Annotated in this window: 14 protein-coding genes; 13 read left to right on the forward strand and 1 reads right to left on the reverse strand. The window is 44.3% G+C overall.

Going from position 1 to position 17565, the window contains the following annotated elements; translation table 11 throughout:
- Positions 1–19 precede the first annotated feature (19 nt).
- The 4 genes from NE664_08330 to NE664_08345 all read left to right on the forward strand — a co-directional run bounded on the left by NE664_08330 (position 20) and on the right by NE664_08345 (position 4712).
- Entirely contained in the window at positions 20–1675 is a 1656-nt protein-coding gene (locus NE664_08330) for an amidohydrolase (GenBank protein ID MCQ4726664.1), read from the forward strand.
- A 210-nt stretch (positions 1676–1885) separates the two neighbouring features.
- Positions 1886–2167, forward strand: a complete 282-nt coding sequence (locus NE664_08335) for a YhdT family protein (GenBank protein ID MCQ4726665.1) — start codon at positions 1886–1888, stop codon at positions 2165–2167.
- 15 nt (positions 2168–2182) lie between these two features.
- The gene (panF, locus tag NE664_08340) at positions 2183–3706 is read left to right on the forward strand and encodes a sodium/pantothenate symporter (protein MCQ4726666.1); all 1524 of its coding nucleotides are present in this window, start codon (positions 2183–2185) and stop codon (positions 3704–3706) included.
- A 295-nt stretch (positions 3707–4001) separates the two neighbouring features.
- Positions 4002–4712, forward strand: a complete 711-nt coding sequence (locus NE664_08345; GenBank protein MCQ4726667.1) for a hypothetical protein — start codon at positions 4002–4004, stop codon at positions 4710–4712.
- Positions 4713–5414: 702 nt separating this feature from the next.
- Here NE664_08345 and NE664_08350 read toward each other — a convergent pair.
- Positions 5415–6086, reverse strand: a complete 672-nt coding sequence (locus tag NE664_08350; protein ID MCQ4726668.1) for a PAS domain-containing protein — start codon at positions 6084–6086, stop codon at positions 5415–5417.
- A gap of 330 nt (positions 6087–6416) precedes the next feature.
- Here NE664_08350 and NE664_08355 point away from each other — a divergent pair, with 330 nt between their 5' ends.
- The 9 genes from NE664_08355 to NE664_08395 all read left to right on the forward strand — a co-directional run bounded on the left by NE664_08355 (position 6417) and on the right by NE664_08395 (position 17564).
- The gene (locus NE664_08355) at positions 6417–6593 is read left to right on the forward strand and encodes a hypothetical protein (protein ID MCQ4726669.1); all 177 of its coding nucleotides are present in this window, start codon (positions 6417–6419) and stop codon (positions 6591–6593) included.
- A 362-nt stretch (positions 6594–6955) separates the two neighbouring features.
- Complete coding sequence (locus NE664_08360; protein ID MCQ4726670.1) at positions 6956–9358, forward strand: SpoIIE family protein phosphatase; 2403 nt, start codon at positions 6956–6958, stop codon at positions 9356–9358.
- 595 nt (positions 9359–9953) lie between these two features.
- Positions 9954–11411, forward strand: a complete 1458-nt coding sequence (gene tilS / locus NE664_08365) for a tRNA lysidine(34) synthetase TilS (protein MCQ4726671.1) — start codon at positions 9954–9956, stop codon at positions 11409–11411.
- Positions 11395–11925, forward strand: a complete 531-nt coding sequence (gene hpt, locus NE664_08370; GenBank protein ID MCQ4726672.1) for a hypoxanthine phosphoribosyltransferase — start codon at positions 11395–11397, stop codon at positions 11923–11925. The genes tilS and hpt overlap by 17 nt, the downstream gene beginning before the upstream one ends.
- 372 nt (positions 11926–12297) lie before the next feature.
- Positions 12298–14343 carry an ATP-dependent zinc metalloprotease FtsH gene (ftsH, locus tag NE664_08375; protein MCQ4726673.1) on the forward strand — a complete coding sequence of 682 codons (2046 nt, stop codon included), beginning with the start codon at positions 12298–12300 and terminating at the stop codon, positions 14341–14343.
- 202 nt (positions 14344–14545) lie between these two features.
- Positions 14546–14935 (forward strand): thioesterase family protein, encoded by a 390-nt coding sequence (locus NE664_08380; GenBank protein ID MCQ4726674.1) that lies wholly within the window; start codon positions 14546–14548, stop codon positions 14933–14935.
- Between the two features lie 93 nt (positions 14936–15028).
- On the forward strand, positions 15029–15973 hold the full coding sequence (argF, locus tag NE664_08385; protein ID MCQ4726675.1) for an ornithine carbamoyltransferase: 945 nt from the start codon (positions 15029–15031) through the stop codon (positions 15971–15973).
- Between the two features lie 251 nt (positions 15974–16224).
- Positions 16225–17190, forward strand: coding sequence for a biotin--[acetyl-CoA-carboxylase] ligase (locus NE664_08390; protein MCQ4726676.1), 966 nt, complete (start codon positions 16225–16227; stop codon positions 17188–17190).
- Between the two features lie 2 nt (positions 17191–17192).
- Positions 17193–17564: a DUF6145 family protein gene (locus NE664_08395; GenBank protein MCQ4726677.1), complete on the forward strand. Its 372-nt coding sequence runs from the start codon at positions 17193–17195 to the stop codon at positions 17562–17564.
- Position 17565: the final 1 nt, after the last annotated feature.

Here is a 17565-nt window from a genome sequence, read left to right on the forward strand (position 1 = left end):
AAAGGGGCTGGTTTATAGTATGAATTTTGATTTTTCATATGTTGATATTGCTTTTAAAAACGGCAAAGTAATAACAGTTAACAAAAATGACGATATTGTCAGCGCCGTTGGAGTAAAAGGGAACAAAATCGTTTTTGTCGGAAATGACGGGGAACTTGAAAAAATAATAGACGACAAAACAAAAGTTATTGACCTTAAAGGCAGAACTCTCATGCCGGGCATTATAGACACACATTTCCATCCGATTTTAAAGGGCCTTATAGAGCCGGAAATAGACGCCCCTATGATTGATACATACTATGCCAACTGCAAATCCCTTGCCGAACTTTTTGATAAGATAAGAGAAGCCGTTAAAATTAAAAAACCGGGAGAATGGATTTCAATGATGGGATATGAACCGCTTCTTTTGCCCGAAAAGAGACATCCGACCATTGAAGAACTTGACGCGGCAGCGCCGGACAATCCGGTCCACTGCAACCACGGAGGCGGACATGTATGCGTGTATAACTCAAAAGCCCTTGAATACCTCGGAGTATACGGTCCTGAGGATGCGTCAAAATGGCCTGAAGGCGAGGTTGAAGTTATCGACGGCAAGCTGACCGGTATGGTGTACGGGCATACGCATTTTTACCTTTGGGGAAAGGTGGACTACAACGAGGAGGCGCAAGTAAAAGCGGCCATGAAAAGCCATCAGGAACTTTTGGAGGCCGGTATTACGTCGGTACACGACATGGGCGCATGTGACAAGCCTTCTTACCACGCTATGCAGAAGCTTTGCCGCGGCGGAAGGGACAGGAAGTTTAAAGTGCGCGTTTATATGGCCCTTCACAGTATATTCGGAAAAAGGTATTCCCTTGAGGACAACGATCACTTTATGAAGCTCGGCTATATGACGGGTCTCGGCGACGAATATTTCAGGGTCGGTTCCTGCAAGTTTATGATAGACGGCGGAAGCGGCGGGCCTTCATGTTATACAAGGGAACCGTACAGCCATGATCCGAGCCTTATCCGTGAAAAAGGCTGGGAAAGGGAAGAAGTAGCCGAATATATTAAAAAAATAAACGACGCCGAATGTCAGGCGACGGCCCATGCGATAGGAGACGGCGCCATTGAGTTTATGGTTGAGGGATATGAAAAGGCATTTGAAACAAATCCCCGCCCGGATCTCCGCCATAGGATTGAGCACTGCACGCTTGTCGATCAGGATTTAATCGACAGAATGGCTAAAATGAATATCTGCCCGTCGGTTAACGCCGGTCTGGTTTCCAGGTTAGGGGCCAACTATATGAAGTTCTACGGCGAAAGGAACAAATATCTCGGAGCTTTAAGGAGCATGATTGACGCGGGCGTTATGTGCTCGCTCCACAGCGACGCGCCGAGCGGTCCGTGGGGGCTTGAGTGCATCGACGGAGCCGTAAACAGGTATGACAGGAGCCAAAACGTACAATGCGACAGGACGCAGGCCGTTTCGGTTATGGAAGCCATAAGAGTGGCTACATATAACGGAGCGTACGGTTCTTATGAGGAAAATATCAAAGGAAGCCTGGAAACCGGCAAGCTTGCCGACATGATAGTTCTTTCCGACGATATACTTTCCATTGATCCTATGGACATATATAAACTGAAAGTAGACTTGACAATGATAGACGGCGAAGTATGTTACGAAAGAAATTAGTAGGGATGCGGCGTCCCGCCTGAAAGCGGCGCCGCGGTTTTTAAGCGTGAAATATTTGGCGGAATAAAGGTTTCCGTTGGAATATCAGCATTTTACGGCAGAGACAACGGCGGTAATTAATATGTTATTATAAATGCAAAAGGCAATAATAAAGCGGCCGTGCGTTTGTTTCTGACGTATGAGGCGAATTTTTATAAGGAGGGATAGTTTATGGAAAAAATGAGTTACAAGGAAAAATTTATTCAGATGAATAAAGAAGCTAAAGCCACATGGATAGTTGCGTTTATTATAATCGCATTCTGGTGGGTAACGGGATTTGGGCTTGCGGATTCCACGGCTACAATTCTCGGTATGCCGCTGTGGTTTGTGTTAAGCTGCGTGGGCTCTTGGGTTTTGTCGATTTTATTGGTTGTTTTCCTTACAAAATTTGTGTTTAAGGATTTTGACCTTGATGACGACGAGCCCGTTGTGGACGTATCGAAGAGAGACTAAAAGGAGGGGAAACGAATGGCTGCTTTTTTAAGGATTAGCCCGGTATTTGTATTCTTTATTATACTTCTTGGCATGGGCTTTTATATTCAGAAAACGTCTTCGGACGCTAGGGCCGAAAACTATTCAAAGGATTATTTCATAGGCGGAAGAAGCTTAGGCGGTTTCGTTCTTGCCATGACGCTTGTCGCAACATACAGTTCGGTTAGTTCGTTCCTCAGCGGCCCCGGAGTTGCATGGGAAAAAGGTTTCGGCTGGGTTTACTATGCATCGACACAGGTTGTCGCCGCGTTTATAGTTCTCGGCGTACTCGGCAAAAAAATGGCCGTTATCGGCAGGCGCACCGAGTCTGTTACGGTTGTAGACGTTATCAGGCAGCGTTATCAGTCAAACGTGCTTGCGGTTATTTCGGCAATAGTTATTATTGTATTCTTTACAACTACAATGCTCGGACAGTTTATCGGCGGCGCTCAGATTTTCTCGGCCGCAACAGGTTTAAGCTACGAAATGGGGCTTTTATTCTTTGCTGTGGTTGTCGTGCTTTATACGACGGTGGGCGGATTTAATGCCGTTGCTATCACAGATACTGCCTGCGCGATCGTTATGCTTATAGGTATGTTCTGCCTTGGATATGCAATTATCAGCAAAGGCGGCGGTATTGACAACATTATGGCCACAATCAACCAGGTTTCCGCTACGGCTGTTGAAACAGGGGAAGGGTTCAATATGTTAAGCCCGACTGCCGAAAGCGGCGGCGTAGCTACAATACCGGTACAGCTTTACATCACACAGTGGATGCTTTGCGGCGTTTGTACTCTCGGACTTCCACAGAGCAATGTTCGCTGCCTCAGCTACAAAGACACAAAATCAGTACATAGGGCTATGATTTACGGTACAATCGTAGTAGGCGCAATGATGGTAGGCATGCATATGCTCGGCGTTCTTTCAAGGGGCGTGCTTACATCAATTCCGGAAGGCGCTTCAACCGACACGGTTGTTCCTACGCTTGTAGCCAACTATATGCACCCGTTCCTTGCGGGCATCACGATTATCGGACCTCTTGCGGCAACTATGTCGACAATTTCTTCATTGCTTATTGCCGGTTCGTCTGCAATTGTTAAAGATATTTATATGTATCAGAAAGAATCTAAAGGCGAAAAAATCGATCAGAAAAAAGTCGGCAAAATTTCACTTGGCGTTACAGCCGCTATGGGTATTATATCAGTTCTTATGGCTGTTAATCCTCCCGACATTATCGTTTGGATCAATATGTTTGCGTTCGGCGGACTTCAAACGGCATTCTTCTGGACATTTGTGCTTGGGCTTTTCTGGAAAAAAGCAAACGCTACGGGAGCGCTTTGGGGAATGGTCGGCGGCACGGCGGCTTACTGCATAACAATGGCATTAAATATTAAAGTGGGCCAGTTCCACAATATTATAATCGGTATGACTGTAGGCCTTGTGTGCTTCTTAATCGGCACAATGGTAGGAAAGCCTGCTGACGAAAAAGTTAACAAGCTTTTCTTCCCGGAAAAATATTAATTTCGCGATATAAGCGGTTTTAAATTTATACTGCTTATTAAAAAAGCAATAGAATTTATTTGGGGTTTATGAATAACGGGAAAGCGGCCGTATACTGTGCAGTACAAACTGCGTCGGTATACGGCTGTTTTTGATTTTTAAGCTTTTGCGGTGGCAAATGAGAGGAAATAATTTCAATGTTATCAAAAGTGCGGGAATATTTTATAGAAAATATTGATATATGTTATAATACATATAATTTATCCGATATATATATTAAAAAGTTTTATTTGCATAGGAAGAAGTTGATTTGGGGATGGTGAGAAATATGGAAGGAAACATTGGTTTTGCAAATATGTTAAATTCCGCAGGCCGAAATACCGGGATTTCAAACCGTGAAAGGATAGGGAAAGCGGAGGGCGGAGAAAGGCATGGCTTGATTATCGGCGAAATGCCGAGACTGCCGGACGAAATGGTTGAAAATTCGGAATTTGTAATATATTTGCCGGACAAAGACAAACCAAGCGACAGCGGCATGCCGCCGGCAGAAGCTGTAAAACCGAATATGGACAGGTACTGTTCGATTATTAATGAGGCTGTGGACAAAATTAAAAACGGCGACGTACATAAGATTGATATTCCGTCTAATATAGGTACGGCGGAAAAACAAGGGCTGGGATTTGCCGCGCCGAGGTTTGATTCATATATCCATGAAGAACCTGTAGAGGACGCCGGAATATATAAAGCCGAATATAATGAAAACGGCCTTAGAACTATAAAATTTCAGGAAGCTGATGAAACGGAAACATCTCAAAAGGTTAAAAGCTCAAAGACGACTATGGATACCGAAAAGGTCGACAGGGAAATAGAAAAGCTGAAACAGACAAAAGAGCAGTTGGAGCGTAGGATTGCCGTTGCCGACGAAAAAAACAGGGAAGTGTTGGAGGCCGAGCTGTTGAACGTCGAAACACAGCTAAGGCAGAAGGATAACGATACATACCGCAGACAGCATGCGCAAATACGGTAAAATTTTTTAATATGGAACAGCGGTTTAAACTTAGGCAGAATTTATGGGGTTTTTATGAATTTCCAATTTTTAGATCAGGTTATAGACCGCTGTTTTTCTTGTGTTAATTTAAAAAATTGTTTTGTCAAGGAGAATTCTAAAGCGGGGAATTTTCCGACGATACATATAAAGATTTTTGCCGTGATTAAATAATATACCCGGCGGGGACTGTATTGTTATTCATATTTACAGCGAAAACACGGCCGCATATCTTTACGGGCTTATTATAAAGCAATTTTATAAAGCGGAAATAATACGATGAGACGATGTTTTTCGGCAAAGTATGTATTTAACGTCATGTGGGAATATCCGGGCTGTGAAACGCATAACGGACGTCACATGAATACGGCAAACGTTTTTTTGGCTGGATACGGACATTAAAAAATATGCCGTGGAAAGGAATTGCGGTATAAATTTACAAACATGTTTTTACATATAAAATGAAGCATAAACAAACGGACAGGGTTAAGCGGAGCAAATGCTGAATATACAAATGATCCGCGGGGGATAAGGTTTAGCATTATAAATAAAACCGGCAGACTGACTGACGCGGTATATCGCCGCGCTTCATAAACGGCGAAAAATGTGCCCTTATCCGGATTGCCGTGCAACGGCGCGGCGGATAAAGGCATTTGCAGTAAATATTTAAAATATTTATGTAGGTTATTTTTTGCCGATGTTGCGGATATGCATATAAACGGTATTTTTTGAAATACCCATCATATCGGCAATTTTAACTACGGCGTCCTTAAAATTAAAAATTCCCTTTTCGTTAAGTATGGTAATTATTTCTTTGTTTTTGTTTGAGGTGGCGATATTACGGTCGTTATAAACTTTATCGGACGCTTCCTTAAGGCTCAGCTTCAGAAGTTCGTCGACATCCTCAACAAAACTTTCGGCAAAACTTTTAGGCGGCTTGCCTTCTTCATAAGTGGGCGTAAGGTTGTTTAATATGCTGCCAAGAGGCGTGTTCATATAAAGGTTAATGCATAAAAGGCCGATAACATTGCCTTTTTCGCCCATTATGGCGATTGAGGTTGATTTAAGATCTTCGCCTTTGGGAGTCCTGTTAAAATAGGACATATATTTTTCGTGGTTGCTTTCGTTTATATTTTTGGCCATGGTAAGCCCCAAATCCGTAATAGGCGAGCCTTCCTTACGGCCGGTGTGATAGCCGTTTATAATTTTTATAACAGAATGTTCAAGGTTTCCAAGGCTGTGGATAACGATTTCATAGCCGTCGCCAAGATAATTGGCAAGTCCCTCGGCAAGCACCTTGTAGGATTCGAGTATGGCTAGGTCGCTTTTAGAAAGTGCAATGGGCTTTTGTTTCATTTTGGGACCTCCTTAAATAAAAATTTTTAATGCAAACGAATTATTTTTTATATTATATTTTAAGTATATACTTTTTTTGATATTTATCAATAGATTTTAAAATAAATATTGACATTATAGCAAATTTGAACAATAATTGATGTGTTAATTTGTCTTTATTTTTGAATTATAACGCTTTATTAATAAAATATATTATATTTTAAAGGCATTTTTTAAAATTGGAATTTGCATATGTGCGTATGCCTATTTCAGCCGATGAATTATATATTTTATTTTAGGAGTTATGGTTTTATGGCGGTATTTTTATTTTTTAACCGGGGGAGAAGTAAAGTGTCTAAAAAAGTATCGGAGTTTGACAGGTATGAAAGAATGAGAAAAATGGAGAAAGAAGCGGAGGCCGAAAAGCGCAGGGAAAAAGGATTTGAAAAAAAGAGAAGCGGCAGGCCGAAAACGGCGGCGTATTTCAGGCCGGGCAATTTATATGACGACGACGAATATGGATGTTGATTTTTATATGCCGTGCGGCTAAGGCTGTTACAATATATTCAGGGCAAGGTGATTTATGAAGGGAATATAATTTTATATGTTTTTATAGGGCGGTATTTTCATTGAATGGAGTATAAATATGAAAATACCGTTTTTTTTATTTATTTGCGTATGCGGCGGCTTTAACTTGGAAAAATCGCGGATATTTATGCCGCGCGGCGCAAATACATCATAACGCGCCGTTAAAAAACGGCAATATACATGGCGCATGAGGGACGGCGCCCTTTTATGTAGAAAAAGAATATAATTTTTATGTAATACCGTACCAAGTTTGACAAATTTTTTAGGACTGGCTGTTTTATACTTATCGCGAGGTGATGAATATGGAAAGGCCTGTTGCTGCATATGGAAAAGTTATCATGCCGGAAAGTGTAAGCAGGAAATCCAAATATAAAAGTAAAAGGAAAACAGCGCGCAGAAAATTTGTCCTGCCTATTGACAATATACAGGATATAAAACAGACGGCCGTAAGCTGTGTTTTGGGGTTCCTTTTCGGCGGGGCGTCGGTTTTCGGAAACTTTAACCCAATAGGAATGGCGTTTGTTTCCGCGCATTTCGGAAAAGGCGCCCGGTTCTATGTTATATGCATGGCGGCGTTTTTGGGGTATGTTTCAATGGGCGGCATATATGGAGTTCCGATTTATATATTTGCTTTATCGGCGGCGGCGGTTTCGGAATTTTTCCTTGACATAAAAAGCTCGCGTTACGGGCAGTATATCAATGCCGTGAAAGGAAGCCTGTGTTTCATATTCGGAGGGGTCTGTTTTATGGTTGCGGAAAGAGCGGGACTTTTCCTTGCGGTGCGTATAGCGGCTGAAGCCGCGGCGGTTTTCTCCCTTGCAGTTATATTTGAAAAAGGCACCGAAGTTTTAAACGACGGCATAAACAGGCATGTGTTAAGCGACGATAAATTTATACTTGCGGCATCGGCGGCGATAATTGCAATATGCGCCTTGGGAAGCAAAGGCTTTTTCGGTTTTGCGGCAGCGGTGGCGGCAGGTTCATACATAATACTTTTGGCGGGGTATTCGGCAGGCTCCGCCGTAGGATGCGCCGCCGGGGCGGTTTTTGCGTTCAGCCTGATTATAATGGCGGGCGGGGATGTAAATATGTTTATGATGTTTTCGATAGCCGGCCTTTGCGGAGGAGCGTTCAACAGCAAAAGGGCGTTGACCGCTTTTTCCTTTGCGGCGGGGACCGCAATACCGGCGTTTTATACGGGGGCTGAAATGACGGTGTCAGTGTGCCTGGCCATTGGGGCCGCAATAATATTTTTTGTGCTGACTCCCGAAAAGGTTTTTGAGAACATAAATACTTTTGCAAGCCATGAAGCGGAATTTAACAGCGAGGAATATTTTATGCGGATCAAAGAGCTTACAAATAAAAAGCTTAAAGCCTTTGCCGGGGCGTTCGGCGCTCTTGCCGGGGCCTTTGAAACGGCGGAAGAAACAGAGGGCATAACTCCTAAAGGAGCGGGGGTTATAATAGACGACGTCAGCCGAAGGGTATGCGAAAGCTGCAGTATGTCGCTTTACTGCTGGAGAACAAAAAGCTTTGAAGTGTACGGAGCCATACAGCAGGTTATAGGCGAGATTGAAACAAACGGCGCCGTCAATGAAAAAAACCTCCCGTCATGGCTTAAAAACGGCTGCGTGCGCCTTTCAAAACTGACGGAGGAAACGGTTTTATGCGTCAAAGAATATAAAACAAATATGGCATGGCAGAACAGGATGAATGAAAGCCGCAATATACTGCGCGAACAGCTTAAAAGCGTGGAGAAAATAGTCGGCGATTTGGGAAGCCAGGTTGTGCAGATGCCGCGTTTTAACGAAAGCATAGCTAAAGAGGTACGCGCGGCGCTGGAAAGGAAAAACATAGAAGTTAAAAAGGTTTTTGCAGTAAAAGAGGCGGAGCGCGGATACATTATATATGTAACTATGAGGCCTTCCGGCCGAGGCGCGGAATGCAGGGACTTGGCGCTTTTGTCGGTAAACAGGATTACGGGGCGGCAGTTCGTTATGGAACAGGATAAGTGTTCGTCGGACAAAAACGGGTTCTGTACTGTTGCGTTCAAAGAAAACCAGGGGCTTGTTTTTGAAACTGCCGTTTCAAAAGAAGTTAAAAGCGGAAGTTCAAAAACAGGGGATACGGCTTTCAGCGGCGAATATGAACCGAAAAAGGCGGTTATGGCCCTTTGCGACGGTATGGGAAGCGGCGAAGAGGCCGCGAGGCAAAGCCTAAAGGCCATTGACCTTACAAAAAAATTCGTCAAGGCGGGATTTGATTTAAGCCTTACGCTTAAGGTGCTGAATTCCGCGCTTTCCGTCGGCCGCGGAGATATGTATACAACGCTTGATATATGCAGTATAAACCTTTTTACAGGAGAGTGCGAGATAATCAAAAACGGAGGGTCTACAATTTTTATTTACAGCGGCGGTGAAATAAGAGCCATACGTTCCACATCTCTGCCTGTGGGGGTTATATGCGATTGGCAGGGAGAACGTACTGTTGCAGCGCTTAAAAGCGGAGACAGTATTATAATGGTTACAGACGGGATAACCGACGCATTCGGCATAGAAAACGAAGAAAAGGCGGTTGCCGAGGCGGCGGCGCGTTCCGGAGGGAATGTAGATAAAATGGCGGCTCTTATTGTTGAAGCGGCAAAAAGGGCCGACGGAGGACAGCCGTGCGACGATATGACCGTTGTTGTAGGCAGGGTTATATAATAAGTTTTATTATGTAAGTTTGTTTAAATTAACGGACAAGGGCAATTAAAGATATGCCGCACGGTATGACGCGGCGGATGCCTACAAGGGGAAAATAAAGCGGGATATGCATGAAGGGAAAAAGGGGCGGATACTTGTACGTCGGGCATAAATTTAAAAGAGGACGTCATATGCAAATTAAATATGCGCAGTATAATGAAAAAACCGTGTTTCGGATTTGGTTCCGAAAACGCGGTTTTTTAAATTACAGTTAGATTCGGTTTACAAGAGCGCGCAAGGTTTTAACGGACGTTAAAGGTACAATAACTGTATTAAAGCCGCTCGCGTAGAAACGATGCGCCTGTGCGTCTTTGCTCTTAGGACGCTAACGCCTGTTAAAATTCTCCGACATTATGAGGGGGAATTTTTTGCAGTTTAAGGTGCATATGTGCCGGAAAAGCGGCTCCTACGGGAGGCGTATACAGCGCTCAAATGCGGAAAATCTTTTTGCGGGGCGTGTGTGCCATTGTAAACTGAAGATGTCACGAGGGAAAATATGTATTCACTTTTTTATGCGGTTATTGTATTATAAAAGCCGAACGGGAGGAAGCCTTATATGAAAAAAGCGTTAAACACAATAAATGAATTTAATATGATCCGAAGAGGGGACAAAATTGTCGTCGGCCTTTCCGGCGGGGCGGATTCCGTAGCGCTTATAACGCTGCTTTCAAATCTGAGGGAAAAGTTAGAGCTCGGCCTGCTTGCCGTGCACGTTAACCATGGCATACGCGGCGAAGAAGCGGAGAGGGACGGAAACTTTGCGCGCGCCCTATGCAAAAAGCTTGGGGTGGATTTTGTTATCCGGCGTTTTGACGTGCCGAAAGAGGCGGGAGAATTAGGAGTTACGGAAGAAGAAGCCGGCAGGATTGTGCGCTACAGGGCCTTTTATGAGGCTGTGAGCGAATACGGATTTAACAAAATAGCCGTCGCCCATAATATGAACGACCAAGCGGAAACGGTTTTAATGCGCCTTGCGCGAGGCAGCGGCCTTACAGGGCTTAAAGGAATACGTCCGGTAAGGGATATTATTATACGCCCGCTGATAAACTGCACGCGGCATGAGATAGAAGGATGGCTTAAAGAAATAGGGCAGGAGTACTGTACGGATTCCACTAACCTTAAAACGGATTACGCGCGCAATAAAATCAGGCTTGAAGTAATACCGTATTTAGAGAGGGAAATCAACTTAAAAGCAGCCGAAAATATCGCCAAAACGGCGGCGCTTGTTTCCGAAGAGGACGAGTTTATTGAAGGCGAAGCAAGGAAACGGTATATCCATGCGTTGGAAAAAGAAGGGGAAAAAAGCGTTTACCTTAATATGGACAGGCTTTCGGGGATTGAAACGGTGCTTTTAAGGCGCGTTATACGCATGGGTTTCAGGACATTTAAAAAGGATATCAAAAATTTAAACGCAATCCATATATCGCAGGTTATCGGTCTTATAGGCGCGCAGAGCGGGAAAAGCATAAATCTCCCGTCGCCTTTCGGGGCAAGGGCGGAATACGGAAGTCTTGTGCTTACGGCCGCGGCGCCGAAGAAAACGGGCGAATACTGTTATGCCCTCAAAGAAGGCGGGGCCGTATATGTGCCTGAAGCCGGGATATACGTTGAAGTTTCGCGGGAGGGACAAACGGCGTGCGGTTTCGGAAAAGCGGAAAACAAAGCCGTTATGGAAAGCGGGGCGGAAACGTCGGAAAATAGTGAAAAACGCATAAAAGTATATACGAAAGCGTTTAAATGTGATAAGATTAATGAAACTCTGGTTGTCAGAAACAGGCGGGCAGGGGATTTTATAACAGTCGCGAAAGGCGGCGGGCGCAAAAAGCTGAAAGATTTTTTTATAGACGAAAAAATACCGAGGGAAGAACGCGGCTCGACGGCGCTTATTGCCTCGGGAAGCCGCATATTGTGGGTTATCGGCAAAAGGCAGGCGTTTACGCCTTATGAAGAAGGCCCGCCCGATACGCTTTATATCCATGTATGGGAGGATTTGAACAATGACAGAAAAAATTGACGTTATGATTACTAAAGAAGAAATAACGGCGAAAATTGATGAAATGGCGGCGCTTATAGAAAAAGACTACGAAGGACGGGACATTCATTTTATATGCGTACTCAAAGGCGGCGTAATATTTATGGTTGACCTTGCAAGGAAAATCAAAAGCAACGTGTTTATAAACTTTATGGATGTTTCAAGCTACGGAAACTCTACGGAAAGTTCGGGCAACCTTAAAATATTAATGGATTTGGACGAACCTATCGCCGGGAAAGACGTTATAATCGTTGAAGATATTGTGGACAGCGGCAGGACTTTAAGCATGCTTAAAGAACTGCTTTTAAGCAGGAACCCGAGAAGCCTTAAAATATGTACGCTTCTTGACAAACCCGACAGGCGCGTTTCGCATGTGGATATTGATTATACATGCTTTAAAATACCCGATGAGTTTGTGGTGGGGTATGGCTTGGACTATGCCCAAAAATACAGAAACCTTGATTTTATAGGCATAATTTCGTTTTTGGAAGAATAAGGCGGAACATTTATGCAGATTTTAAGGGACGCCTGATTAATATCATAGATTTACGGGGCGCAAAAGAGCGCGCCTTTATTAAAAGCCGTATTCCCGAGGCGACGCCGGCGGGCAACAGCGGCTTTTTTAGATGTGAAATTTTTAAAAAGCCCATGTTTTCGGCGGCGTTTGGCGCGGGCTTTGCAAATATGTGTAAAGAATGTATTAAAATGATTAAAAAGGCGAAAAATAGATGTGTTTTCAGTTGCCAATACATTTTAATTATGCTAAAATATATTATTGATTTAGTGCATATTTGCACAAACAGCAAAATGCGGAACAGGAGGATTAATCTTGAATAAATATTGGAAAAGTTTTGGGCTGTATGCCGTTATGTTTGTAATTGTTTTGGGTATTCTTGCCTTTTTGAATACAAATAACGCTTCGGTAGGGCAGGTTTCAACGCAATATACATACAGCGACCTTATCGAGAAGATTGAAAACGATGAAATTGCTAAAATTTCAGTTGAAAAAAGTTCCGAAGCCAACGACTACGGCTTTGTTACGGCAGTTACAAACGACGGGACGACTTTCAGGACCAGCCTTGTAAGTTTCTCAAGCTTTATGGATTTTATAAACGGCAAAATTGTTGCCGGCACGCTTAAAGCCGAAATTGTGGATATGCCGAAAGTAAGCGTGTTAAGCAGTATACTCCCGTCCGTAATACTTATGATACTCGCTATTATCATTTTCAGCTTCATGTTCCAGAAAATGCAGGGCGGCGGCGGAAAAATGATGAATTTCGGCAAAAGCCGCGCAAAAGTTACCATAGACGATAAAAACAGGGTTACGTTTGATGACGTAGCCGGCCTTGACGAAGAAAAGGCCGAGCTTGTCGAGCTTGTGGATTTCCTTAAAGAACCTAAAAAATTTGTCGAGCTCGGCGCAAGAATTCCGAAAGGAGTTCTGCTTGTCGGACCTCCGGGAACAGGTAAGACTCTCCTCGCAAAGGCTGTCGCAGGGGAAGCAAAGGTTCCGTTTTTCAGTATTTCGGGTTCCGACTTTGTGGAAATGTTTGTCGGAGTCGGAGCTTCAAGGGTAAGGGATTTATTCGATCAGGCAAAAAAGAATTCGCCGTGCATTGTATTTATAGACGAAATAGACGCCGTAGGCCGCCGAAGGGGAGCTGGCCTAGGCGGTGGGCACGACGAAAGGGAACAGACCCTTAACCAGCTTCTTGTGGAGATGGACGGTTTCGGCATAAACGAAGGGGTTATAGTCGTCGCCGCAACGAACAGGGCGGATATACTCGATCCGGCTATATTGAGGCCGGGAAGGTTTGACAGACAGGTATATGTCGGAAGGCCGGACGTTAAAGGCCGCGAGGCTATTTTGAAGGTGCATGCAAAGGGCAAGCCTTTTTCAAAGGAAGTGGATCTTAAAGTAGTTGCGAAGACAACGGCGGGATTTACAGGCGCCGATCTTGAAAACCTGCTTAACGAGGCCGCGCTTTTAACGGCAAGGGACAATAAAAAAGAAATCGACATGGAAGAAATACAGAAGGCTTTTGTCAAAGTCGGCATAGGTACGGAGAAAAAGAGCCGCGTTATAAATGAGAAGGAAAAGAGTATAACAGCTTACCATGAAAGCGGCCACGCCATACTTTTTGAAGTTTTAAGCGAGCTTGACCCTGTCCACAGCATTTCGATTATACCTACGGGCATGGCGGGGGGATATACAATGCCTCTTCCGGGCGAAGATAAAATGTATATTACAAAAAAGACCATGGAGCAGGAAATTATTTCGTTCCTCGGCGGACGCGCCGCAGAGCACATTATATTTAAAGACGTTACCACAGGCGCAAGCAACGATATTGAGCGCGCTACGGGGATTGCCCGCAGCATGGTTATGAAGTACGGAATGAGCGACGTTTTAGGCCCTGTGCTCCTCGGCGACGACGGCGGAGAAGTGTTCATAGGCAAGGAAATCGCCCATTCGAGGAACTACGGCGAAGATGTGGCCGGCACAATCGACAGGGAAGTTAAACGCATTATGGACACATCTTACAGCGAGGCCATAAGGCTGCTTAACGACAATATAGACGCGCTTCATGCGACGGCAAAAGCGCTTGTTGAAAAAGAAAAAATCACGGGCGAGGAATTCAGGGAAATACTCAAAGATCCGAAAGGCGCAATGGAATTGCTTAAAGCGGAAGCAGACGAAGCAAAAGGTGTGAAACTTGAAAAAGAAAGCCAAAATCCGGAATCCGTAAGCCTTGAAAAAAAAGACGGCGGTAATGACAGCGCGGCGGCTGAAGAAAAAGCGCCGCTGGAAGAAACGGAGTTTTCAGAAGCCGATGCCATGCAGGAAACTTCAGACGACGGAAAAACGGATAATACCGAAATTCAAAACGAAGATAACGGAAAAGACTTGCCGTAACTGTGTGCCTAAGGCGTACGTGCCGTAATTGAGGTTTTCGGTTTTAGGGAAAAATCAAAAACAGGATTTTTCATTTCATAAAGCGCATGCTGCAAAAAGATATACCTTATTTCGGAAGCCGCAGCTTTTTTGCAATGCGCCGGCTTGCGGCGTGTAAGGATTAAAAATTTATTATTGTATTTTATACTTAGGGGGGACTTGTGTGGATTTTAATTTATACCCGGGCATGACTAACGAATGTGAATACATTGTTTCAAAGAACGACGCGACGGCGCACTTCGGGGGGAACTTCCCCGTATTCGCAACGCCCGTGATGATAGACTGGATGGAACAGACGGCGCTTAAGCTGTGCCAGCAGGTGCTTCCTAAGGGGTATGATACGGTTGGCACGTTTGTGAATGTAAAGCATCTTGCGGCAACGCCGGTAGGCATGAGAGTCCGTGTGATAGCCGAGATTGAAGAAGTAAACGGCAAAATGCTTACTTTTAAAGTTAAGGCGTACGATGAAAAAACAAAAATAGGCGAGGGTACTCACGGACGCGCTGTTATTGATGTTGAAAAGTTTGTTTCCAGGCTTAAGGAAAACAAGTAAATGCAAATACCGGCGGGGCGCAAAAGCCTTTGCCGGTTTTTTTAAATTTATTAAAACGATATACAAAGAGTATTAAAAAATGGGGGAGTTAATATGTCGGTTAATTTGAAGGGCAGAAGTTTTTTAACATTAAAAGATTATACGGCAGAGGAAATAGAATACCTTGTCGATCTGGCTATTGATTTAAAGGCAAAGAAAAAAGCCGGAATATTCGAGAAAAATATGGAGGGCAAAAATATAGCGCTTATTTTTGAAAAACCTTCCACAAGGACAAGGTGTTCCTTTACAATAGGCTGCATAGACGAAGGGGCGCACCCTGAATATTTAAGCAAAGACGATATACAGCTTGGACACAAGGAAACTGTAGAGGATACGGCCAGGGTACTTGGGAGGATGTTCGACGGCATCGAATTTCGCGGGTTTTCCCAGGAAACCGTTGAAAAGCTTGCAAAATACAGCGGCGTTCCCGTTTGGAACGGGCTGACGGACGAAGATCACCCGACGCAGGTACTTGCGGATTTTATGACGATTAAGGAAAAATTCGGAAAAATCAAGGGAATAAAATTTGTTTATGCAGGCGACGGCAGAAACAATATGGCCAACGCCCTTATGATAGGCGCTTCCAAAATGGGCATGGATTTTGTGATAATTGCGCCCGAAAGCCTTTACCCTGATGAAAAACTTGTAGAACTGTGCAGATCATATGCAAAAGAAAGCGGCGGGGAAATTCTTATAACGAGCGATCCTAAGGAAGGCGTTAAAGGCGCGGACGTTATTTATACCGACGTTTGGGTGTCTATGGGAGAAGAGGAAAAGGCGGCCGAAAGGATTGCCGTTCTCAGGCCGTATCAGGTTAATAGGGAGCTTATGGAGGCTACGGGCAATAAAAATACAATTTTTATGCATTGTCTTCCGGCAGTTAGGGAAAAGGAAGTTACCAATGAAGTTATAGAGGGGCCGTCGTCAGTTGTGTTTGACGAGGCTGAAAACAGGATGCACACAATTAAAGCCGTTATGGTTGCAACTGCCGGAAAATAACGGTTTGATCCTTTTCGGCAAGAGTTTTTTATATAAATAATTATAACCCGCCGGAGTAAAACTGCCGAAGAGCTTAAACGGACATATATTTATTGATATTGGGACGGAGCGAGTTATTTCACAGCATGGCAATATAGGACGGGCATTTGCATCTTAAACCGATAAAAGGGGATGCGAATATGGCTTATGCCAGCATAAGGGCGTATATACGCGCCCTTTCCGGAGGGTATCCTTTTATTGGAGGTTTATTGATGAAAGATAAACTGTTGAAGCTTCTGCGCGCGGCCGACGGATATGTTTCCGGCGAAGAAATAGGCGAAGCTTTGGGCGTAAGCCGCAGCGCCGTTTGGAAGGGAATACGTTCCCTGAGGGACGACGGTTATAAAATCAGCGCCGTAACGAATAAGGGCTATATGCTTGAAGATACGCAAGACGTTTACAGCAGGGAAGAAATTTTAAGCCGTATTTCGACGCATGAGATCGGGCGGGAGATTAAGTTTTACGATTCTCTTGATTCCACAAACAACAAGGCTAAGGCTATCGGTTTTGAGGGAGGGCGCCACGGCACCGTGGTTATTGCCGAAACTCAGACGGCGGGAAAAGGGCGCCGAGGCCGCAAGTGGTCGTCGCCGGAAGGGAGCGGCGTTTGGATGAGCATACTGCTGTGCCCCGATATAGCGCCGGTATATGTGCCTTCCATTACGCTTGCGGCGGGAATAAGCGTCTGCGGCGCGATAAATAAAACGACGGAGGCGGGAGCAAAAATAAAATGGCCTAACGACGTTATTATAAACGGCAGGAAAGTGTGCGGAATACTTACGGAGATGTCAAGCGAAATAGATTATGTGAATTTTGTAGTAGTGGGCATCGGCGTTAACGTAATGGAGGCTGAGTTTGATGAAAGCCTCAGCGGCATAATAACGAATATAAACCGCGAAGCCGTAAAAAAATGCGGAAGAAGCGTTATAGCCGCGGCAATTATAGAAGAATTTGAAAAAAACTACAACGTATTCTGTAAAGGCGGTTTTAAAAGCCTGAAAAGCAAATATGAAAGCATGTGCGACACTTTAAATAAGCGCGTTGCCGTAAGCGGGAGCGAAAATTTCGAAGGGCGGGCCGTCGGCATAACCGACGAAGGATATTTAATTGTGGAAAAAGCAGGCGGCGGCCGGGTTGAGTTAACGGCAGGGGACGTTTCGATAAGGAGGGCGGACTGATTTTGGATAAAACGGTTTTGGCGGCGGCGTCATTCGACAAAGAAAAGTATTATATCAACAGCGAATATTCCGCGCTTCCAGAGAGCATAAAGCAGGAAATCAAAGAAATCTGCATACCTTTGGCCGAAAAACTTATGTGTACGTTTATAATAGGTTTCGGCGACGGCGGCGAGGTGTATTTTGAAACGGTCAAAAGCGATGAAATCCCCGATTTTGACGATATAGGCGCGGAGCTTGAGATTAAAAGGACTGCAAAAGAAAAAAAAGAACTGTTGAAAGCCCTGAAACTTTGGTATTTAATTTACAAAACCGACGAAGGTGAAAATGTTAAAAAACGCCTTTTGGAAGGAAAAGACGTTTTGGCGGAGGAATGAT

Source organism: Anaerotignum faecicola (assembly GCA_024460105.1).
GTDB lineage: Bacteria > Bacillota > Clostridia > Lachnospirales > Anaerotignaceae > JANFXS01.